Annotated in this window: 16 protein-coding genes and 1 pseudogene; 13 read left to right on the forward strand and 4 right to left on the reverse strand. The window is 70.9% G+C overall.

All coding sequences use genetic code 11. The features are described from left to right. Positions 1-13 precede the first annotated feature (13 nt). The 6 genes and pseudogenes from ilvN (at position 14) to ACZ6CL_RS04055 (ending at position 6,670) form a co-directional block, all read left to right on the forward strand. Complete coding sequence (gene ilvN, locus ACZ6CL_RS04030; RefSeq protein WP_358621278.1) at positions 14-538, forward strand: acetolactate synthase small subunit; 525 nt, start codon at positions 14-16, stop codon at positions 536-538. Positions 539-613: 75 nt separating this feature from the next. Continuing rightward, positions 614-1,612 carry a ketol-acid reductoisomerase gene (ilvC, locus tag ACZ6CL_RS04035; RefSeq protein WP_009714817.1) on the forward strand — a complete coding sequence of 333 codons (999 nt, stop codon included), beginning with the start codon at positions 614-616 and terminating at the stop codon, positions 1,610-1,612. A gap of 273 nt (positions 1,613-1,885) precedes the next feature. Continuing rightward, a complete protein-coding gene (gene serA / locus ACZ6CL_RS04040; protein WP_468930815.1) occupies positions 1,886-3,487 on the forward strand; it encodes a phosphoglycerate dehydrogenase in 1,602 nt (533 codons plus the stop codon). Positions 3,488-3,733: 246 nt separating this feature from the next. Then, on the forward strand, positions 3,734-4,417 hold the full coding sequence (locus ACZ6CL_RS04045) for a TetR/AcrR family transcriptional regulator (protein ID WP_468931272.1): 684 nt from the start codon (positions 3,734-3,736) through the stop codon (positions 4,415-4,417). A 34-nt stretch (positions 4,418-4,451) separates the two neighbouring features. Then, positions 4,452-5,984 (forward strand): MFS transporter, encoded by a 1,533-nt coding sequence (locus tag ACZ6CL_RS04050; protein WP_468930817.1) that lies wholly within the window; start codon positions 4,452-4,454, stop codon positions 5,982-5,984. Positions 5,985-6,077: 93 nt separating this feature from the next. Then, positions 6,078-6,670 (forward strand): annotated as a pseudogene (locus tag ACZ6CL_RS04055) (Uma2 family endonuclease). Here ACZ6CL_RS04055 and ACZ6CL_RS04060 read toward each other — a convergent pair. Together ACZ6CL_RS04060 and ACZ6CL_RS04065 are read right to left on the reverse strand one after the other, a co-directional pair. Further along, on the reverse strand, positions 6,648-8,111 hold the full coding sequence (locus ACZ6CL_RS04060) for a pectate lyase family protein (RefSeq protein WP_468930819.1): 1,464 nt from the start codon (positions 8,109-8,111) through the stop codon (positions 6,648-6,650). The pseudogene ACZ6CL_RS04055 and the gene ACZ6CL_RS04060 sit on opposite strands and share 23 nt — an antisense overlap. 2 nt (positions 8,112-8,113) lie before the next feature. Further along, the gene (locus ACZ6CL_RS04065; protein WP_468930821.1) at positions 8,114-9,070 is read right to left on the reverse strand and encodes a glycoside hydrolase family 6 protein; all 957 of its coding nucleotides are present in this window, start codon (positions 9,068-9,070) and stop codon (positions 8,114-8,116) included. Positions 9,071-9,223: 153 nt separating this feature from the next. On the opposite strand from ACZ6CL_RS04065, the gene ACZ6CL_RS04070 reads away from it, so the two are divergent. Continuing rightward, on the forward strand, positions 9,224-9,823 hold the full coding sequence (locus ACZ6CL_RS04070) for a TetR/AcrR family transcriptional regulator (RefSeq protein WP_468930823.1): 600 nt from the start codon (positions 9,224-9,226) through the stop codon (positions 9,821-9,823). A gap of 106 nt (positions 9,824-9,929) precedes the next feature. Here ACZ6CL_RS04070 and ACZ6CL_RS04075 read toward each other — a convergent pair whose 3' ends face one another. Beyond that, positions 9,930-11,150, reverse strand: a complete 1,221-nt coding sequence (locus tag ACZ6CL_RS04075; RefSeq protein ID WP_468930824.1) for a PucR family transcriptional regulator — start codon at positions 11,148-11,150, stop codon at positions 9,930-9,932. 167 nt (positions 11,151-11,317) lie between these two features. On the opposite strand from ACZ6CL_RS04075, the gene ACZ6CL_RS04080 reads away from it, so the two are divergent. From ACZ6CL_RS04080 to ACZ6CL_RS04090, 3 genes are all read left to right on the forward strand, one after another. Next, positions 11,318-12,244 carry a proline dehydrogenase family protein gene (locus ACZ6CL_RS04080; protein WP_468930826.1) on the forward strand — a complete coding sequence of 309 codons (927 nt, stop codon included), beginning with the start codon at positions 11,318-11,320 and terminating at the stop codon, positions 12,242-12,244. Positions 12,245-12,301: 57 nt separating this feature from the next. Then, a complete protein-coding gene (pruA, locus tag ACZ6CL_RS04085) occupies positions 12,302-13,933 on the forward strand; it encodes an L-glutamate gamma-semialdehyde dehydrogenase (RefSeq protein WP_468930827.1) in 1,632 nt (543 codons plus the stop codon). Positions 13,934-14,394: 461 nt separating this feature from the next. Then, complete coding sequence (locus ACZ6CL_RS04090; protein WP_468930829.1) at positions 14,395-14,517, forward strand: hypothetical protein; 123 nt, start codon at positions 14,395-14,397, stop codon at positions 14,515-14,517. Between the two features lie 71 nt (positions 14,518-14,588). Here the strand turns inward: ACZ6CL_RS04090 and ACZ6CL_RS04095 are convergent, their stop codons facing one another. Continuing rightward, on the reverse strand, positions 14,589-16,172 hold the full coding sequence (locus ACZ6CL_RS04095) for a purple acid phosphatase family protein (RefSeq protein WP_468930831.1): 1,584 nt from the start codon (positions 16,170-16,172) through the stop codon (positions 14,589-14,591). 129 nt (positions 16,173-16,301) lie between these two features. Between ACZ6CL_RS04095 and ACZ6CL_RS04100 the strand changes: the two genes are divergently transcribed. From ACZ6CL_RS04100 to cimA, 3 genes are all read left to right on the forward strand, one after another. Then, positions 16,302-17,339: a 3-isopropylmalate dehydrogenase gene (locus tag ACZ6CL_RS04100; RefSeq protein ID WP_468930833.1), complete on the forward strand. Its 1,038-nt coding sequence runs from the start codon at positions 16,302-16,304 to the stop codon at positions 17,337-17,339. Between the two features lie 204 nt (positions 17,340-17,543). Then, positions 17,544-18,629, forward strand: coding sequence for a branched-chain amino acid aminotransferase (locus ACZ6CL_RS04105; RefSeq protein WP_468930835.1), 1,086 nt, complete (start codon positions 17,544-17,546; stop codon positions 18,627-18,629). Between the two features lie 339 nt (positions 18,630-18,968). Further along, complete coding sequence (cimA, locus tag ACZ6CL_RS04110; protein WP_468930837.1) at positions 18,969-20,567, forward strand: citramalate synthase; 1,599 nt, start codon at positions 18,969-18,971, stop codon at positions 20,565-20,567. Positions 20,568-20,745: the final 178 nt, after the last annotated feature.

The raw sequence follows: 20,745 nt of genomic DNA on the forward strand, positions 1-20,745 counted from the left end.
AGAGACGCACCGCATGTCCAAGCACACGCTCTCCGTCCTGGTGGAGAACACCCCCGGCATCCTCGCCCGGATCGCCGCCCTGTTCTCCCGCCGCGGCTTCAACATCGACTCGCTCGCCGTGGGCGTCACCGAGCACCCCGACATCTCCCGCATCACCATCGTGGTCAATGTCGAGGAACTGCCGCTGGAGCAGGTCACCAAGCAGCTCAACAAGCTCGTCAACGTCCTGAAGATCGTCGAGCTGGAGGACGGCTCGGCCATTCAGCGGGAACTCGTTCTCGTGAAGGTCCGGGCCGACAACGAGACCCGCTCCCAGATCGTCGAGATCGTCCAGCTGTTCCGCGCCAAGACCGTGGACGTCTCCCCGGAGGCCGTGACCATCGAGGCCACCGGCGGCAGCGACAAGCTCGAAGCCATGCTCAAGATGCTGGAACCGTACGGCATCAAGGAGCTGGTGCAGTCCGGCACGATCGCCATAGGGCGCGGCGCCCGCTCCATCACCGACCGGAGCCTGCGCTCGCTCGACCGGTCCGCCTGACGAGACCCCCGAACCTTCACCCGCCCGCCCGTCATACGGTGGGACGCACAACCCACACGCTAGGAGAATCCCGAAGTGGCCGAGCTGTTCTACGACGACGACGCCGACCTGTCCATCATCCAGGGCCGCAAGGTCGCGATCCTTGGGTACGGCAGCCAGGGCCACGCCCACGCGCTGTCGCTGCGCGACTCGGGCGTCGACGTCCGCGTCGGCCTGCACGAGGGCTCCAAGTCCAAGGCCAAGGCCGAGGAGCAGGGCCTGCGCGTGGTGACCCCGGCCGAGGCGGCCGCCGAGGCCGACGTGATCATGATCCTGGTCCCGGACCCGATCCAGGCCAAGGTCTACGAGGAGTCCGTGAAGGACAACCTGAAGGACGGCGACGCGCTGTTCTTCGGCCACGGCCTCAACATCCGGTACGACTTCATCCAGCCGTCGGCCAACGTCGACGTCTGCATGGTCGCCCCCAAGGGCCCGGGCCACCTGGTCCGCCGCCAGTACGAAGAGGGCCGGGGCGTGCCGTGCATCGCGGCCGTCGAGCAGGACGCCACGGGCAACGCCTTCCCGCTCGCCCTCTCGTACGCCAAGGGCATCGGCGGCACCCGCGCCGGGGTCATCAAGACCACCTTCACCGAGGAGACCGAGACCGACCTCTTCGGTGAGCAGGCGGTGCTGTGCGGTGGCACCGCGGCGCTGGTCAAGGCCGGGTTCGAGACCCTGACCGAGGCCGGTTACCAGCCGGAGATCGCGTACTTCGAGTGCCTCCACGAGCTGAAGCTGATCGTGGACCTCATGTACGAGGGCGGCCTGGAGAAGATGCGCTGGTCGATCTCCGAGACCGCCGAGTGGGGCGACTACGTCTCCGGACCGCGGATCATCAACGACTCCACCAAGGCCGAGATGAAGAAGATCCTCGGTGAGATCCAGGACGGCACCTTCGCCAAGAACTGGATGGCGGAGTACAACGCCGGTCTGCCGAAGTACAACGAGCTGAAGAAGGCGGACGAGGACCACCTCCTGGAGACCACGGGCAAGGAGCTGCGCAAGCTCATGAGCTGGGTCGACGACGAGGCGTAAGCGCCCGCCCGGCGCGGTGGGCCGTGCCCCGGGTGTGGCGGGGGTTCCGTGGAACCCCCGCCACACCCGGTTCGCCTTTGTCCACCGCGCACCACCACGTGCGGGTGATCCTGCCGCATAGGCGCATTACACAGGCCCGATCGCTACTACACTTTCCTGCAACAAACGCGTCAGGCTCACAGCGTCGTGCGTCTTCCACGCGGCTGGAACCCTTCACCGCCTGCGGCCGTCGGGACGGCCGTCCGCTGAGGACTAGTGAGGACTGAAGACCACGTGAGCACTGCTTCCCCCGGTAAACCTGTCGTACTCATCGCCGAAGAGCTGTCGCCCGCCACGGTCGACGCCCTGGGCCCGGATTTCGAGATCCGGAGCTGCAACGGCGCGGACCGAGACGAACTGCTTCCCGCCCTTGCCGACGTGGACGCGATCCTCGTCCGCAGCGCGACCAAGGTCGACGCGGAAGCCATCGCCGCGGCGAAGAAGCTGAAGGTGGTCGCCCGCGCGGGCGTCGGCCTGGACAATGTGGACGTCTCCGCCGCCACCAAGGCGGGCGTCATGGTCGTCAACGCGCCGACGTCCAACATCGTCACCGCTGCCGAGCTGGCCTGCGGCCTGCTGGTCGCCACCGCCCGCAACATCCCGCAGGCGAACGCCGCTCTGAAGAACGGCGAGTGGAAGCGCAGCAAGTACACCGGTGTGGAGCTGAGCGAGAAGACCCTCGGCGTCGTCGGCCTCGGCCGCATCGGCGTCCTGGTGGCCCAGCGCATGTCCGCCTTCGGGATGAAGGTCGTCGCGTACGACCCGTACGTGCAGCCCGCGCGCGCCGCGCAGATGGGCGTGAAGCTGCTCACCCTCGATGAGCTGCTGGAGGTCTCGGACTTCATCACGGTCCACCTCCCCAAGACCCCCGAGACCGTCGGCCTGATCGGCGACGAGGCGCTGCGCAAGGTCAAGCCCGAGGTCCGCATCGTCAACGCCGCCCGTGGCGGGATCGTCGACGAGGTGGCGCTGGCCGCGGCCCTCAAGGAGGGCCGGGTGGCCGGTGCCGGTCTGGACGTGTTCTCCAAGGAGCCGTGCACCGACTCCCCGCTGTTCGAGTTCGACAACGTGGTCGCCACCCCGCACCTGGGCGCCTCCACCGGCGAGGCCCAGGAGAAGGCGGGCATCGCGGTCGCGCGCTCGGTGCGGCTGGCGCTGGCGGGCGAGCTGGTCCCGGACGCGGTGAACGTGCAGGGCGGTGTGATCGCCGAGGACGTACGCCCCGGGCTGCCGCTGGCCGAGAAGCTGGGCCGGATCTTCACCGCCCTCGCGGGCGAGGTCGCCGTCCGGCTCGACGTCGAGGTGTACGGCGAGATCACCCAGCACGACGTCAAGGTGCTGGAGCTGTCCGCGCTCAAGGGCGTCTTCGAGGACGTCGTCGACGAGACCGTGAGTTACGTGAACGCCCCGCTGTTCGCGCAGGAGCGCGGCGTCGAGGTGCGGCTGACCACCAGCTCGGAGTCCTCGGAGCACCGCAATGTGGTGACCGTGCGGGGCACCCTGGCCGACGGCACCGAGGTGTCGATCTCCGGCACGCTGGCCGGTCCGAAGCACCTCCAGAAGATCGTCGCGGTCGGGGAGTACGACGTCGACCTGGCGCTCGCTGACCACATGGCCTTCCTCCGCTACACCGACCGTCCCGGCATCGTCGGCACGCTCGGCCGCATCCTGGGCGAGGCGGGCATCAACATCGCGGGCATGCAGGTCTCGCGTTCCGCGGTGGGCGGTGCCGCGCTGGTCGCGCTGACCGTGGACGACACGATTCCGCAGACCGTGCTCACCGAGATCGCCGAGGAGATCGGCGCCACGTCGGCCCGTTCGGTCAACCTGGTCTGAGCCGGGTAGCGCATTCGCGTCTTCCCAGGGCCCGGCCCCCGCTTCGTGCGGGGGCCGGGCCCTTTTCCGTGCCTCCTCCGTGCCTCCTCCGTGCCTCCTCCGTGCCGCGACGGGACGCGTTTTTCATCAGGTGTTGAATAAGGTGTCGGGGAGCGCTACGCTCTGAGCTATGTGGAGAAAAAATCTCCACATAGCTCCGTGTGTGTCCTCCGCAGGAGACCCGTCGTGTCCGATGACACTCCCCGTATGCGCGCCGACGCGCGCCGCAACCGCGAACAGATCCTGCGCGCCGCCCGTGAGGTCTTCGCCGATCAGGGGCCGGACGCCCCGCTCGACGAGATCGCCCGGCGCGCCGGGGTCGGCATCGCCACCCTCTACCGGCGGTTTCCCGCCCGCTCCGACCTCTTCCGCGGCGTGGCCGCCGAGGTCTTCACCGCCGTCGCCGAGGCGGCGTGGCAGGCCGCCGAGGCGGAGGGCGACCCGGCCGACGCGCTGCGGCGCTTCACGCACGCCGCGCTCGACCTCAAGATCGGATCGGTGGTACCGGCGCTGCTGGGCCACTTCACCGCCGACGAACTCTTCGGGCAGGTACGCGGCGACGCCGCTGACCTTTCCAGCGGCACCGACCCCGTCGAGACCGTGGACCGCCTCCTGGCCCGTGCCCGCGCGGTCGGCGCGGTCCGTCCCGATGTCGTCTTCGGCGACATCGTCCTGATGATCATCCGGCTGTCGCGGCCGCTGCCCGGCGGTGGCCGCGTTCCGGACGACGACGCCCTCGCCCACCGCCAGCTCGACCTGTACGTGGACGGGCTGCGCCCCACCGGCTCCCCGCGGCCCACCACCGCCCTCGGCGGTCCGGCCGTCGACGCCGCCGCCTTCACCCGCCTCCGGGAGCGAGTGATCGACGACGCCCGTGCCGCCGTCGACTGATCACGTCCGTACGCGCCACCAGAAAGGCACCCTCATGTCCGAGCCCTCAGCCATACCGCCCGACGCCGCCCCGGCCGCTGGATCGCCCGCCGCTGGATCGCCCGCGCCCAACCCACGGCGCTGGATCGCGCTGCTCTTCATCGGCCTCGCCCAGCTGATGATCGTTCTCGACATCACCATCGTGAACATCGCCCTGCCCTCCGCCCAGCGCGACCTGGGCATCTCCGCGGGCGACCGGCAGTGGGTCATCACCGCGTACACCCTGGCCTTCGGCAGCCTGCTGCTGTTCGGCGGCCGGATCGCCGATTACACCGGCCGCAGGCGCGCCTTCCTGGTCGGTCTGATCGGCTTCGCCGGGGCCTCCGCGCTCGGCGGCGCCGCCCAGGGGCTCGGCATGCTGCTCGGGGCCCGTGCGCTCCAGGGCGCTTTCGCCGCGCTGCTCGCGCCCTCGGCGCTGTCGCTGCTGGCCGTGAACTTCACCGAGGCCCGCGAGCGCGCCAAGGCGTTCGGCATCTTCGGCGCGATCGCGGCGGGCGGGGGCGCGATCGGCCTGGTCGTCGGCGGGCTGCTGACCGAGTACCTGGACTGGCGCTGGTGCCTGTACGTCAACGTGCCGATCGCCGCCCTCGCCGCGTTCAGCTGGTCCGTCCTGCCCGCCGACCGGCCCGCCGAGCGGCGGGCACGCTTCGACATCCCCGGTGTGCTGCTGGCCGTCGCCGGTCTGGTGTCCCTCGTCTACGGATGCAGCGAGGCCGAGTCCGAGGGCTGGGGCTCCCGGCTGGTGACGGGGCTGCTGACGCTGGGCGTGGTGCTGCTCGTCGCCTTCGTCCTGGTGGAGCGGCGCGCCGCCCAGCCGCTGCTGCCGATCCGGGTGATCGCGGACCGCACCCGGGGCAGCGCCTATCTGGCGGTCGGCCTGTCGGTGGTCGGCATGTTCGCGATGTTCCTCTTCCTCACCTACTACATGCAGATCGTGAAGGGGTACTCGGCGCTGGTCACCGGCGTCGCCTTCCTGCCGATGACCGCGGCGGTGCTGGCCGCCGCGGGCGGCGTCGCCGCCCGCCTCATCCCCAAGGTGCCGCCCCGGGTCCTGGTGGCGCCCGGTCTGCTGATCGCGGCCACCGGGGTGGCGCTGCTGGTCCCGCTGGAGGCCGGAAGCTCGTACGCGGCGGGCGTGCTGCCCTCCGAACTCCTCGTCGGCTTCGGCATGGGCCTGGTGATGGCCCCCTCGATGAACTACGCGACCCACGGCGTCCAGCCCAGGGACGCGGGCATCGCCTCCGCCACGGTGAACACGGCCCAGCAGATCGGCGGTTCCATCGGCACGGCGATGCTCAACACCATCGCCACCAGCGCGACCGCCGACTACCTCCGTGACCACGCCCGCCGCATGACGCCGGAGACCGCGAAGGAGGGCCTGGTCGAGGGCTTCTCCCACGCGTTCGTCTGGTCGTCGGTGCTCCTCACGGTGGCGGCGGTGGTGGTGGGCGTGCTGATGAACACCCCGCGCCCGGCCCACGACAAGGCCGCCCACGCCGCCCCGGCCGCTCCCGTGCATCTGGGCTGACGGCGTCAATGCCAGGGCCACCCGTCACTCGTGTGAGGGGTGGTTCCGGCGTTCTCGCCCGCCAGGCTGGCCGTGCGGCCAAGAATCTCGTCCATGGGAGTAACCACGACTGCTGAACCGCTTCCGGCCTGGGTGTTTCCGCCCCCGGGCGGCTTCACCGCAGACGACCTTGACCGTATTCCGGATCTCCCGCCGCACACTGAGCTGATCGACGGGAGCCTCGTCTTCGTGAGCCCGCGGAAGCACTTCCATTCGCTGGCGGTCGACCTGCTGGTCAGCAACTTGCGGGGGCTGGCGCGTCGCTGCGTGTGTGCCGCGAGATGACCATCACCATCAACAAGATCAACCGGCCCGAGCCCGATATCTCACTCCTGCGTGCGGCGGCTGTCTCCGCCGAGGCGGACGAGACGGGCTACGACGCGGCCGATGCCCTGCTCGCGGTGGAGGTAGTGTCACCGGAGTCGGAAGGCCGCGACCGTGAGCGCAAGCCGCAGTTGTACGCCAAGGCTGGAATCCCGCATTTTTGGCGGGTCGAGAAGGGCGAGGGACGTCGCCCGGTTGTCTACGTCTATGAGCTGGATCCAGCGACCGGCTTCTACGTCCCCTCCGGCATCCACCACGACCGGCTGAAGCTCACCGTCCCCTTCGATATCGACATCGACCTCACCGAGATCGACCGGATGTGAGAGTCGGGCCCGCCTCGCGCAGCACCGTCCGGATGACCGCCCGGGGTGAGCGCTGGGGGCGGTAGCGGTAGATGTCGGCGGGGGTCCACCCGGGGTCCGTGGTGAAGGTGCGCAGGGCCCACTCGGGCGGCTGGGTGCCCGAGGACTCGGCTTCCGCTCGGGCCTTTGCCGCCTCCGCCTCGAACTTCGCTCGGGCGATGCGGTTCAGGTCGACGCGGCGGCCGTTGTACGAGGCGCCCGTGGCCGAGAACTGGTGGCCGTGGAAGGTGGTCACCGTGATGTCGGGGGAGGCTCCCGGGCCGGTGTGGGTGAAGACGTCGTGTTCGGAGACGATCTTCGATTCGAGCCCGGCGCCGAGGAAGTAGGAGCTGCCGCCGAGGGCCTGACCGCGCATCGGGTAGTCGGGGTCGTCGGTGGAGCCGCGGAAGTAGTTGTTGTACGTGTGCACCTGGCCGAAGCGGACGCGCGGGCTGCGCTGGGCGGTGTCGGAGAACAGGTTGTGGTGGAAGGTGATCCGCAGATGGCCGCGGTCGCGGTCGCCCTTGCCGTCCCCTGAGCCGATCAGCAGGGTCTTCTCGTGGTCGCTGAAGCGGCTGTAGGAGACGGTGACGAAGTCCGTGCCGTCCTCCATGTCCAGCAGCCCGTCGTGGTGTTCGACGTGCTTGCCGTGGAAGCCGACCGCGGCCCGGCTGGTGGGGTAGCGGCCGTCGGAGAAGGCGCAGTGGTCGATCCAGATGTTGCGGCCGGTGACGACCGACAGCGCGTCGAAGCGCGCGTTCCAGGAGCCGGTCGCGCCGTCGCCCGGGTCCCAGCTGGGGAAGTGGTCCACCGGGGCTTCGAGGCGGAGGTCGCGGATGACGATGTTCCGGCCGGTGTTGACGGTCAGATAGACGCCGAGCAGGGCCGCGTCCCTGCCCGTGCCCAGGATGGTGGTGTTGCTGGGCACGGTGAGCTGGATCTGCTGCTTCTGGGCGTTCGAGCCGGTGACGCGGAGCGTGCGCATCCGCTTGCACCACTCGTAGCGGTCGTCGCTCCAGGACGTACCGTCCGGGCCGAAGCAGTCCATGTAGCGCCGCAGGTCCCAGCCCGGGGCGTAGTCCTGGGCGCCCAGGAGGCGGCCGTCGTCGCTCTCGTTGCCGGCCAGGTGCCCGCGTACGCGGATGACCTTGGGGGCGGCCGGATCGCCGTGGTTGGCGAGGGCGGTCTTCAGCTCGGCGCGGGTGCGCACCACATGGACGCTGTCGGGGGCGGCGCCCGCGCCCCCGGTGGTGCCGGGGCCCGCCGTGGCCCAGCCCGTGGGCCGGTCCGATACGCCCGAAGGCGCCGCCGCCGAAGGTGCTGCCGTCAATGGTGCCGCGGCGGCCCCGCCCGGCGCGCCCAGCAGGGCGCACAGGAGCACGGCCGCCGCGGTGTACGCGGACCGGCGCGTCCGACGAGGCACCCTCAGCCCGCCATCTCGTACGCGTAGTCCGGCGAGAACGCCCCCGCCGCCCCCGCGCAGCCGTCGAGTTCGCCCGGCGGCTTGACCCACAGATAGGCGTCGATGGCCGGGTCCCCGGTGTTGGCCGTGGGGTTCTCGCCGACCTTGCGGCCGCGCGGGTCGCACCAGGCGTCGCCGGGCGCGGGGCCATTGCCGTTGCGGCTGGTGTCGATGACCGCGGTGAGGCCCGAGGAGGCGCCGAGCTGGGCGAGCACGGCCTTGGCGAAGGCCACCTCCTCGGTGGTGCGGCGGTAGTTGGAGACATTGCTGTAGATGCCGTCGCCGCTGCTCAGCACGCCCGCCGAGCGGAGCCGGGAGGCCTGGACGGCGGGGCTGTTCCAGGCGGAGTGCCCGGCGTCGAAGTACACCCGCGCCTTGGGCGCGGCGGCGTGGATGGCGGCGGAGGCGCGGGCGAGCGAGGCGTAGCGGCCGCTCAGCTCGGCGGGCGACAGACAGCTGATGAGCGCGATCGAGTCCGGTTCGAGGATCACGACCGAGGCTCCGCCCCCCAGCCCGGCGGCGAAGCCGCGGACCCAGGCGTCGTAGCTCGCCAGATCGGGGGCCCCGCCCGCGGAGGCGCCGCCGCAGTCGCGGTTGGGGAGCTGGTACGCGACGAGCACGGGTACCTGATTCTTGGCGGCGGCGGCCGAGGTGATCTTGCGGACGTCCTCGGTGACGGTGCCGGGGGTGTACCGCGAGAACCAGACGGCCTGGGGCTGGGACGCGATCCGCGAGGCGATGCGGGCCCGGCGGGAGTCGTTCGGGTTGGCGGCGACCCACTTGTTGACGAGCGAGCCGGGGTCGTTGAAGAAGGCGGTGGCGGAGGGCAGTTCGCCCGCCGCGGCGCGGGGCGCGTGGCCCACGCCGACCAGGAAGGTGGTGGCGAGCGCGGCGGCCGCTAACGCTCTGATGACGCGCACGGTGCATCAGTCCTCTCGCGTAACCGGGGGACGGGGAGCGGGGCGTGCGGGGTGCGTTCCGTATGGGTTGCCGCCGCACCGGGGAAGGTTGCCGTCGGCGTTCGGCATACGGGCGTCTAAGACGCTTGTATGGGCCCGGGATAGGCTGACGCCATGGGACATCGAGAGGATCTGCTGGCCGGTGCGAAGCGCTGCCTGCTGGAAAAGGGCTGGTCACGCACGACCGCGCGGGACATCGTGGCCGCCTCGGGGGCCAACCTCGCGTCCATCGGCTACCACTACGGCTCGAAGGACGCCCTCATGCGGGAGGCGCTGTTCGCGGCCATGAGTGACTGGGCCGACGAGGCCCAGGCGTCCCCCTCCCAGGGCGCCGTGACCGGCGGCGAGCTGACGGAGCGTTTCGCCTCGGGCTGGTCCCGGGCCCTCGAACTCTTCGGCAAGCACCAGGCGATGTGGCGGGCCCAATTGGAGGCCGTCATGCAGGCCGAGCACGACCCCGCGCTGCGGGAGGCCTTCGACCGCGCCCAGCCGGAGGCGCGGCAGGGGCTGGTGGGGCTGTTCCACGGCATCGACGAGCGCGAGGTCGACGAGGAGACCGCCCGCGTCATGGGCTCGTTCTACCTGACCCTGGTGAGCGGGATGGTCGTCCAACAGGCCCTCAATCCCGGCCTCGCGCCCGATGCCCGCGATCTGGTCGGCGCGATGCGCCGCATCGTCGGCGACGGCACGCCGCCCCCGGCGCCGTCCGCCTGAGCGGGAGGCGTCAACCCGTGAGCCGTGTCCGGAATTCTCGGCGACTGGGGCGATGGCGCGCGCGAACAGTCCGCCATCGAGGCGGAGTTCTGCGGCAAGATCCCGCCTAGCGGAGCCGGGCGGCCTTGAGCGCCATGTGCAGGAGCAGCCGGTCGTCGCCCGCGTCGAGGTCCAGGCCGGTGAGCTGGCGTACCCGGGAGAGGCGGTAGTAGAGCGTCTGCCGGTGGATGCCGAGCATCTGGGCGGTACGGCTCGCCTGGCCCGCGCAGTCGAGGAACGTCTCGGCGGTGCGGGCCAGTTCGACGTGCGCGCGCTCCAGGAGGGGGCGCACGGCGGCGTCGGGGGCGGTCGTGGGGAGCGTGGCCAGCAGCCGGTACGGGCCGATGGCCGTCCACTCCGCGATCGGGTCGAACCGGGCGTCCGCCCGCGCGGCCCGAGCGGCGGCCAGCGCCTCGCGCCAGGCGGCGGGCAGCTCGTCAAGGCCGCGCCGCGCCTCGCTGACCCCGGCGGCGCTCTCCCGGCCGCCGCCGCACGCCGGTGCGGGCTCGTCGGGGGCGGCCGCGCGGGGGGAGCGGAGGAGCTGTTCTGCGGTGGCCCGGGCGGGGCCGAGCGAGGTGGGGGCGCGCAGCCGGACGAGGGCGGCCAGCGCCGTTTCGTCGGGGATCACGCAGGCCGCGGCGATGCCCGGCAGATGAGGGAGGCCCGGGTGGTCCTCGTCCTCGCCCGTGTCCGGCACCCACGGCAGGACCGCGACCAGCGCCAGCGGCCCGTCGGCCGTGCCGCGCAGCGCGGTGTGCAGGTCCGAGCAGGCCGCGTCGCGGGCGGCGGGCGGCCCGGTGAGCAGTTCGCGCAGCAGCTCGCCCAGCTCCTCACCGGCCCGTGCCTCGGCCGCCAGCAGGGCGCCGATCCGGGCCGTGGTCTCCATCGCCCGGACCAGCCGCGGGTCGGGGCGTGCCGTGGGGCCGCCCAGTTCCAGGTCGGAGAGATGGCCGTCGTCCAGCAGCCAGACATAGCCGTGGACGACGCCGCGGTGCCGCACCGGCAGGCAGATGCGGCCCATGAAGACCCCGGCCCCCGGGTCCGGCGGGATCCGCAGCGGGGCCTGCGCCCGGGCGATCCCGAACGCCTCGAACCAGGCCCGCACCGCCGCCGTCGAGCGGCGCTGCAGGATGGACCGGGTCCGGACCGGGTCCAGGGTCGGTTCCTCGGCGTCGTCGCTGTCCTGCGCGCCGAAGGCGATCAGGGCGAAGTCGCGGTTCTCCAGGGTCGCGGGCGCGCCGAGCGTCGCGGTGATCTCGTCCACCAGCTGCTGATAGTCCTCGCGCATGGCGTCCCGGCCTCCTTCCCCGAATATCGCCTCAGCCTCTCATACAGGTGTCTGAGATCCCGGACACGGATGCGTGACAGCTGTCGATGGCACCGATTCCGCGCGATCCTTAGGTTTCACGGTGAGTTGTTGGAGCCGTTCACCGGCCGTCATCGTGGAGGTGCCCTGTGCTGGGACCCGTGCTGCTCGCCGCTTCGCGCAGTGCCGCCATCCGCCGGATCGTGTCCGGCGCGCCGGTCACTCGCCCGATGGTGGATCGATTCGTCGCCGGTGAGCGGCTGACCGAATCCATGGCCGCGGTGCGCGGGCTGACCTCGCGCGGCCTGGAGGTCACCCTGGACCACCTCGGCGAGGACGTTACCGACCGGTCCGAAGCGCTGCGCAGCCGGGACGCCTATCTGGCGCTGACCGAGGCGCTCGCCGGGGAGTCGCTCGGGGCCCGCGCGGAGATGTCCGTGAAGCTCTCCGCCTTCGGCCAGGCGCTGCCCGGCGGCCATGACCTCGCGCTCGCCAATGTGACCCCGGTCGTGGAGGCCGCCGCGGCGGCCGGGACGACGGTCACCCTCGACATGGAGGACCACACCACCGTGGACTCCACCCTCGCGATCCTCCACGAGCTGCGCACCCGGTTCCCGCAGACCGGCGCGGTCGTCCAGTCGTACCTCTTCCGGACCGAGGACGACTGCCGCGCGCTCGCCGGGGAAGGCTCGCGGGTGCGGCTGGTGAAGGGCGCGTACAACGAGCCCGCGTCGGTCGCGTACCAGGACAAGCGCGAGGTGGACCTCGCCTTCGTGCGCTGCCTGAAGATCCTGATGTCCGGCGACGGCTACCCCATGATCGGCTCGCACGATCCGCGCATGGTCGCCATCGCCCAGGACGTCGCCCACCGACTGGGCCGCAAATTGGACGAGTACGAGTTCCAGATGCTGTACGGCATCCGCCCGGCCGAGCAGGAGCGGCTGATCGCGGAAGGTCACCGTATGCGGGTTTACGTCCCGTATGGAACAGACTGGTATGGGTACTTCATGCGGCGGCTCGCCGAGCGTCCCGCGAACCTCGCGTTCTTCCTGCGCTCGCTCGTCGGCCGCGGCTGACAGCCCTCGGCTCACGACACCACGACGACCATCACGACAAAGGAGACAACGGCCATCATGGACGCTGTGACCCAGGTCCCCGTGCCGGTGAACGAGCCGGTGCACACCTATGCCCCCGGCAGCGCCGAGCGCACCCGCCTCGAGGCCAAGCTCAAGGAGCTGGCCGACAACCCGATCGACCTGCCTATGACCATCGGCGGCGAGAAGCGGCTCGGCGGGGGCGAGCGGTTCGACGTCGTACAGCCGCACAACCACGCGGCCCGCCTCGGCACCTACGGCAACGCCACCAAGCAGGACGCCCAGGACGCGGTCGACGCGGCCCTGGCCGCCGCCCCGGCATGGCGCGCGCTCAGCTTCGACGACCGTGCCGCGATCATCCTCAAGGCCGCCGACCTGCTGTCCGGCCCGTGGCGCGAGACGCTGGCCGCCTCCACCATGCTGGGCCAGTCGAAAACCGCGCAGCAGGCCGAGATCGACACTCCCTGCGAGCTGATCGACTTCTGGCGCTTCAACGTCCACTTCGCCCGCCAGATCCTGGCCGAGCAGCCGCCGGCCAACTCCCCGGGCGTCTGGAACCGCAGCGACCACCGGCCGCTGGAGGGCTTCGTCTACGCGATCACGCCCTTCAACTTCACGGCGATCGCGGGCAACCTCCCCACCGCCCCCGCCCTGATGGGCAACACCGTCGTCTGGAAGCCCTCGCCGACCCAGACCCACGCCGCCGTGCTGCTGATGCGGGTGCTGGAGGAGGCCGGGCTGCCCAAGGGCGTGATCAACCTGGTCACGGGCGACGGCAAGGACGTCTCCGAGGTGGCGCTGACCCACCCGGACCTCGCGGGCATCCACTTCACCGGCTCGACCCGTACCTTCCAGCACCTGTGGAAGACGGTCGGCAACAACATCGAGAACTACAAGACCTACCCGCGGCTGGTCGGCGAGACCGGCGGCAAGGACTTCATCGTCGCCCACCCGTCCGCCGACCCGGCGGTGCTGAAGACGGCGATCACCCGTGGTGCCTTCGAGTTCCAGGGCCAGAAGTGTTCCGCCGCCTCGCGCGCCTACGTCCCGCGCTCCCTGTGGGACAACGGCCTCAAGGAGGAGCTGGCCGCCGAGGTCAACGGCCTGGCGATGGGCCCCGTCACCGACCTGGGCAACTTCATGGGCGCGGTCATCGACGAGCGCTCCTTCGCCAAGAACAAGGCGGCGATCGACCGGGCGAAGTCCGACCCGACGATCGAGGTCGTCGCGGGCGGCACGTACGACGACAGCGAGGGCTACTTCGTCCGTCCGACCGTGCTCGTCTCCACCGACGCGGAGAACGAGATCTTCAAGGACGAGTACTTCGGCCCGATCATCGGTGTCTTCGTGTACGAGGACGCCGAGTACGACGCGATGCTGGAGCAGATGGAGTCGGCGTCGGCGTACGGCCTGACCGGCTGCGTCATCGCCCAGGACCGCGCCGCGGCCGCCGCGACCTGCGAGAAGCTGCGCTTCGCGGCCGGCAACTTCTACATCAACGACAAGCCCACCGGTGCCGTCGTCGGCCAGCAGCCCTTCGGTGGCGGCCGCGCGTCCGGCACCAACGACAAGGCGGGCGCGAAGCAGAACCTGATGCGCTGGACCTCCACCCGCTCCATCAAGGAGACGATGGTCCCGCCGACGGACTACCGCTACCCGCACATGGGCTGAGCCGCCCGGCGCACCGCGCGCCGCCCGGGTTCCCCCCCAGGGTCCCGCCCCCGACCTGGCTGCGAGCCGGTCGGGGGCGGCGTGCGTGAAGAGGGGGTGAAACGGCATAAACCTGTGGACGCCCGAGGCGGGCGAATGCTAGCGTCTTGCATTCAAGTCAGCGTTATTTACCGCAGTTTACGTCGATAACCAGCCATGGTCGAGGTCGGACGGGGGTCGGCCTCGGCCATGACTCGTCTCAGATAGTAGGACGTCCGACTAATTCTGCAGACACCGACGCTCTGCTCCCTTACTTTTGTGGAAGCCGAACGTCCCGCTCCATCGAGCGACGGCGGACGTGGCCCGGTGCATTCGCGCAGGTGATCCCTGCCCGCACCCAGGCCCCCGCCCCTTTACGGCAGCCACCTTCTCGGGGATACCGCCCGGCCGCGCGCCGGGGTTCAGCAGAGGAGACGTGAACCATGGCCGAGCAGACCATCCGCAGGATCCGCCGCAAGAGCGACGACACCGACCGGAGGAACGCCGCCGCCGCGCTTCAGCGCGCGCTCGACCGCCGCGACAACGGCGGCGCCACCGGTCACTGAGCCGGGCCCCGGAGCCGGTCACTGAGCCCGGCCCCGGCGACGGTCACCGGGCCGGGCCCCGGAGCCGCCCCTCAGCGGCGGCGGGAGCGGGTGACCTCGAAGTGGTCCACCCGCTCACCGGACTCCGCCAGCGCCGTGACGCTCAGGCGCGGGTCCGTGCCCGGCTCCACCTCGACCGCGAGGAACGAGAAGCCGGTGTAGCGGACCCGTGACCACTCCACGGTGTCCTTGTTCTTCGCACCGTCCTTCGTCCAGTGGTAGCTCTTCACCTCGTCGAGGTCCTTGACGTGTCCCTCGTAGCTGTCGGGCACCGGGAACTCGTACAGGTCCGCCCCGGCGCCGCCCGCCGTGACGTACACGATCCCGTCGCGCACGGCGTCCGCGCTGCCGCCGACCGGCACCTTCCGGGCCACCTTGCCGCCGCGGATGGCGTCGGTGCGCTCGTAGACGTGGTTGTGGCCGTTGATGACCAGATCCACCTGGTGCTTCTCGAAGAGCGGCACCCACTCGTCGCGCACCCCGCCGTCCGAGGCGTGCGAGCTGGTCGTGGAGTACGCGCAGTGGTGGAAGAAGACCACCAGGAAGTCGATGCCGGACCGCTCCCGCAACTGCCCCAGCCGCCGGTCCAGCCAGCGGGTCTGCTCGCCGCCCGTGTAGCCCTTGTTGGCGGGGATCTCGTACGAGACGTCATTGGCGTCCAGCGCGACGACGCCCACGCCCCCGTACGTGAACGAGTAGATCCCGGGCGCCTTGCGGGGGTCGGGACCGTTGTCGGGGAGCGACCAGCGGGCCAGCTGTCCGCCGTAGCCGTCGGGGGAGTACCAGGCCTCCATGTCGTGGTTCCCGGTCGTCACCATCCACGGCACGCTCGCCGCGACCGAGTCGGTCTGGGCGAGGAAGGAGTCCCAGACCCGGGCGTCGTACAGGTCGGACTTCTTGCCGTGGCCCGTGTCGTCGGCGTAGCAGATGTCCCCGGCGTGCAGGTGGAACGACGGGTTCTGCCCCAGGATCAACTGGTCGTTGGCGAGCGCGTCATAGCTCACCCCCTGGTCGCCGAAGGCGGTGAAGACGAACTTCTCCGGCCGCTTCGGGGCGGTGCGGAAGGTGCCCAGCGAGGAGAAGTGGCGCGGGTCGGCGGGGTCGTAGCCCTCGTGGCCGACGCCGTAGTAGTAGGTGGTGCCGGGGCTCAGCCCGTCCACCGCGGCGTGCAGGTAGTACTGGTCGACGGCGGGCAGCTTCTCGCCGAGCGACGGGGTGTGCAGATGGCGGACTTCGGCCTCGACCTTCCGGGTCAGCTCCGTCGGCCCCGGGCCGATCCGCAGATAGGGCTTACGTACCGCGAACGGCACCTGCCAGGAGACCCGCATCTGCGTCGTCGGCTCGGCGCCGAGCGCCAGATGACGGCCGAACGGGGCCACCAGCGCGCCGTCCACCTTCGGCGCGGCGGGGCGGGCGTCCGCCGCGGGCGACGGCTTGGACCCGGTGGCCCCGGCGCACCCGGCACCGCCGAACGCCACCGCGGCCGCCCCGGCTGTCGCGGCGCCCCCGCGCAGCACCCGTCGGCGGGGGAAGGCGTCGCGCAGGTACTCGTGCTGCTCCGCCATGGTCATCCGGTTCGCGAGCGGCTCCGGAATGCCGAACCGTGGTGTATGCATGCTCCGGAATCTCCCCCGGGCGGACGACATCACGCCGTACTGCGGGTGAACGCGGCCTGTCCGGTCAGCGATCTGTCCGTATGGCGGACGACCAGTGTCATGGGATGGGACGAGGAGTAGGGTCCCGGTATGTCGCGCAGCATTCGCCTCGCAGTGATCCCCGGTGACGGTATCGGCCAGGAAGTCGTGGCCCAGGGCCTCAAGGTCCTTAGGTCCGCTCTTCCCCAGGACGTGAAGCTGGAGACCAAGAGTTACGACCTCGGCGCCCAGCGCTGGCACGCCACCGGCGAGACCCTGCCGGACGCGGAGCTGGAGTCACTGAAGGAGCACGACGCGATCCTGCTGGGCGCGATCGGTGACCCGTCGGTCCCGTCCGGGGTGCTGGAGCGCGGGCTGCTGCTCAAGCTGCGCTTCGCCTTCGACCACTACGTCAACCTGCGTCCGTCGAAGCTCTTCCCGAACACCGCGACCCCGCTGGCCGGGCGCCCCGACATCGACTTCGTCGTCGTCCGGGAGGGCACCGAGGGCCCGTACGTGGGTAACGGCGGCTCGCTGCGGACCGGTACCCCGGCCGAGGTCGCCACCGAGGTCAGCCTGAACACCGCGTACGGCGTCGAGCGCGTCGTCCGGGACGCGTACGAGCGCGCCAACAGCCGCCCGCGCAAGAAGCTGACCCTCGTGCACAAGAACAACGTCCTGGTGCACGCCGGTCACCTGTGGAAGAACATCTTCGACAAGGTCGGCGCCGAGTACCCGGACGTCACCACGGACTACCTGCACGTCGACGCCGCGACGATCTTCTTCGTCACCCAGCCGGAGCGGTTCGACGTGATCGTGACCGACAACCTCTTCGGTGACATCCTCACCGACCTCGCCGCCGCCGTCACCGGCGGCATCGGGCTCGCCGCGAGTGGCAACATCAACCCCTCCGGCGCCTTCCCGTCGATGTTCGAGCCGGTCCACGGCTCCGCGCCGGACATCGCGGGCACCGGCAAGGCCGACCCGACCGCGACCATCCTGTCGGCGGCCCTGCTCCTCCAGCACCTCGGCTACACGGACGAGGCCGCCCGTATCGAGGCCGCCGTCGCCGAGGACCTCGCCGAGCGGGACGCGGCGCGTACCACCGACGAGATCGGCGACGCGCTCGCCGCCCGAGTATCCGGCTGACCCCAGCCTGCGCCGGTGCGCGGCTGGGTGCGAACATCGACCTCGGGCCGCGCACTTCGCACGCATGCTGAAACCCCGGCCCCACGTCAGCGATAATCGCTCGTGGGGCCGCCGTGTGCAGGGAAGCTTGGACGTCCTAGTACCGATCACGGGCAGGATGGTGTGAGCGCGGTCCGCCACAACGGAAGTGAAGGACTACCACTCATGACGACGCCCTCGATCGAGCTCAAGCCCTCCTCGCACCCGCTCTCCGACGCGGAGCGGGAGGAGATCCTGGCCAACCCCGGATTCGGCCGCCACTTCACCGACCACATGGTGACGATCAAGTGGACGGAGGGCCGCGGCTGGCACGAGGCCCAGCTCGTGCCCTACTCCCCGCTGTCGCTCGACCCGGCGAACATGACCCTGCACTACGCGCAGACGATCTTCGAAGGGCTCAAGGCGTACCGCCAGCCCGACGGGACCGTGGCCACCTTCCGCCCCGAGCAGAACGCCGAGCGCTTCCAGGCCTCCGCGCGCCGCATGGCGATGCCCGAGCTGCCGGCCGACCTGTTCCTCGCGGCCTGCGACGCCCTGATCACCCAGGACAAGGCGTGGGTGCCGGGCACTGGCGAGTCGTCCCTGTACCTGCGGCCGTTCATGATCGCGACCGAGGTGGGCCTGGGGGTCCGGCCCGCCAACGAGTACCTGTTCGTCGTGATCGCCTCCCCGGCCGGCGCCTACTTCCCCCGCGGCGTGCACCCGGTCTCCGTGTGGCTCTCCGAGGAGTACGTGCGCGCCGCCCCCGGCGGCACCGGCACCGCCAAGGCGGGCGGCAACTACGCCGCCTCCCTGGTGGCCCAGGCGCAGGCCGCCGAGCAGGGCTGCGACCAGGTGGTCTGGCTGGACGCCATCGAGCGCCGCTGGATCGAGGAGATGGGCGGCATGAACCTGTACTTCGTGTACGGGGACCGCATCGTCACCCCCGAGCTGTCCGGTTCGCTGCTGCCCGGCATCACCCGCGCCTCGCTGCTGCGGATCGCCGAGGACCTCGGATACGAGGTCGCCGAGGGCCGGATCTCGGTCGACGACTGGCGCGAGGGGAACGCGGACGGCAGCCTCACCGAGGTCTTCGCCTGCGGCACCGCGGCCGTCATCACCCCGGTCGGCTCGGTCAAGTCCGCCCGCGCGAGCTGGACGGTGGCCGACGGGCAGCCCGGCGAGGTCACGATGAAGCTGCGCAAGGCACTGCTGGACATCCAGACCGGTGCCGCCGCCGACCCGCACGGCTGGCTGCACCGCCTGGGCTGAGGCCTTGGCCGGGCCCGTTTCAGTCCAGCCCGTTAAGGGCCGAAAGCCCGCATCCTGAGACGGATGGGAGCACGGGGGCGGAATTGTGCTTGACTGCCTCCGTGCTCTCGTTCGCCACGATTATTGGCAGCAGGCGCGCCGGTCCGCAGTGATCGCCCCGTACGACCCGGTACGACGCGACCACCGTGCCCCAGACCCGCGCGCAGACCTCTCGCACCCGCGAGGGGTCTTTTCGTTTTCCGGACCATCCCACCGGAGGCGGAGCGTGCGGGACCATGGGAGGGCGCGGAACCGGTTATTCCGGTAGCTCGAGATCCATCCGACAGGAGCCAGACCACCATGAAGGATCGGCCCGACGACAGTTTCCACGTCTTCGACACCACGCTGCGCGACGGCGCGCAGCGCGAGGGCATCAACCTGACGGTCGCGGACAAGCTCACCATCGCCCGTCACCTGGACGACTTCGGAGTGGGCTTCATCGAGGGCGGCTGGCCCGGGGCGAACCCGCGGGACACCGAGTTCTTCGCCCGTGCCCAAGCGGAGATCGACTTCAAGCACGCCCAGCTCGTGGCGTTCGGTGCCACCCGCAAGGCGGGCGTCAAGGCTGAGGACGATCCGCAGGTCAAGGCGCTGCTCGACGCGGGCGCTCCGGTGATCACCCTGGTGGCCAAGTCCCACGACCGCCATGTGGAGCTGGCCCTGCGCACCACGCTGGAGGAGAACCTGGCGATGGTCAGCGACACCGTCGCCTATCTGCGGTCCCAGGGCCGCCGGGTCTTCCTCGACTGCGAGCACTTCTTCGACGGCTACCGCGCCAACCCCGACTACGCCAAGCGGGTCGTCTCCGCCGCCCACGAGGCGGGCGCCGACGTGGTCATCCTCTGCGACACCAACGGCGGCATGCTCCCCGGCCAGATCGACGCCGTGGTCCGCACCGTCCTCGCCGACACCGGCGCCCGCCTGGGCATCCACACCCAGGACGACACCGGCTGCGCCGTCGCCAACACCCTGGCCGCGGTCGACGCGGGCGCCACCCACGTCCAGTGCACCGCCAACGGCTACGGCGAGCGGGTCGGCAACGCCAACCTGTTCCCGGTCGTCGCCGCCCTGGAGCTGAAGTACGGCCGCCGGGTGCTGCCCCAGGGCGCGATGGAGGAGATGACCCGGATCTCGCACGCGATCGCCGAGGTCGTCAATCTGACGCCGTCGACCCACCAGCCCTATGTGGGTGTCTCCGCCTTCGCCCACAAGGCCGGACTGCACGCCTCCGCGATCAAGGTCGACCCGGACCTGTACCAGCACATCGACCCCGAGCGGGTCGGCAACACGATGCGGATGCTGGTCTCCGACATGGCGGGCCGCGCCTCGATCGAGCTGAAGGGCAAGGAGCTGGGCATCGACCTCGGCGGCGACCGGGCGCTGGTGCAGCGGGTGGTCGAGCGGGTCAAGGAGCGCGAGCTGGCGGGCTACACGTACGAGGCCGCCGACGCCTCCTTCGAGCTGCTGCTGCGCGCCGAGGCCGAGGGCCGCGCCCGCCGCTTCTTCCGGGTCGAGTCCTGGCGCGCGATCGTCGAGGACCGCCCGGACGGCACCCACGCCAACGAGGCGACCGTGAAGCTGTGGGCCAAGGGCGAGCGCATCGTCGCCACGGCGGAGGGCAACGGCCCGGTCAACGCGCTCGACCGGGCGCTGCGGGTGGGCCTGGAGCGGATCTACCCGCAGCTGGCCACGATGGAGCTGGTGGACTACAAGGTCCGCATCCTGGAGGGCAAGCACGGCACGGAGTCCACGACCCGGGTCCTCGTCTCCACCACGGACGGCAAGGGGGAGTGGTCCACGGTCGGCGTCGCCGAGAACGTGATCGCCGCGTCCTGGCAGGCCCTGGACGACGCGTACGCGTACGGCCTGCTCCGCGCGGGAGTGGAGCCCCAGGAGTAACGACCCAGCCGCCCCTGGCGCCCCGGCAGAGCCCCTGCCGGGCCGCGGCACCCCGGGGGCGGCGAGCGGCGCAGCGCCGCGGGGATATCGCGCTGCGGGACCGCCGCGTTGCGGGGGCCCGGCGTGGGAATGTCGCGCTGCGGGATGCCGTGCCGCGGGTTGGCCGCGCCGCAGGGCG

Source organism: Streptomyces sp. NPDC041200 (assembly GCF_055591805.1).

Bases quoted from the DNA above. Each gene is read 5' to 3' on its own strand.
- ilvN (WP_358621278.1), top strand. From the start codon at position 14: ATGTCCAAGCACACGCTCTCCGTCCTGGTGGAGAACACCCCCGGCATC.
- ACZ6CL_RS04045 (WP_468931272.1), top strand. From the start codon at position 3,734: ATGCGCGCCGACGCGCGCCGCAACCGCGAACAGATCCTGCGCGCCGCC.
- ACZ6CL_RS04050 (WP_468930817.1), top strand. From the start codon at position 4,452: ATGTCCGAGCCCTCAGCCATACCGCCCGACGCCGCCCCGGCCGCTGGA.
- ACZ6CL_RS04070 (WP_468930823.1), top strand. From the start codon at position 9,224: ATGGGACATCGAGAGGATCTGCTGGCCGGTGCGAAGCGCTGCCTGCTG.
- ACZ6CL_RS04075 (WP_468930824.1), bottom strand. From the start codon at position 11,150: ATGCGCGAGGACTATCAGCAGCTGGTGGACGAGATCACCGCGACGCTC.
- pruA (WP_468930827.1), top strand. From the start codon at position 12,302: ATGGACGCTGTGACCCAGGTCCCCGTGCCGGTGAACGAGCCGGTGCAC.
- ACZ6CL_RS04090 (WP_468930829.1), top strand. From the start codon at position 14,395: ATGGCCGAGCAGACCATCCGCAGGATCCGCCGCAAGAGCGACGACACC.
- ACZ6CL_RS04095 (WP_468930831.1), bottom strand. From the start codon at position 16,172: ATGCATACACCACGGTTCGGCATTCCGGAGCCGCTCGCGAACCGGATG.
- ACZ6CL_RS04100 (WP_468930833.1), top strand. From the start codon at position 16,302: ATGTCGCGCAGCATTCGCCTCGCAGTGATCCCCGGTGACGGTATCGGC.
- ACZ6CL_RS04105 (WP_468930835.1), top strand. From the start codon at position 17,544: ATGACGACGCCCTCGATCGAGCTCAAGCCCTCCTCGCACCCGCTCTCC.
- cimA (WP_468930837.1), top strand. From the start codon at position 18,969: ATGAAGGATCGGCCCGACGACAGTTTCCACGTCTTCGACACCACGCTG.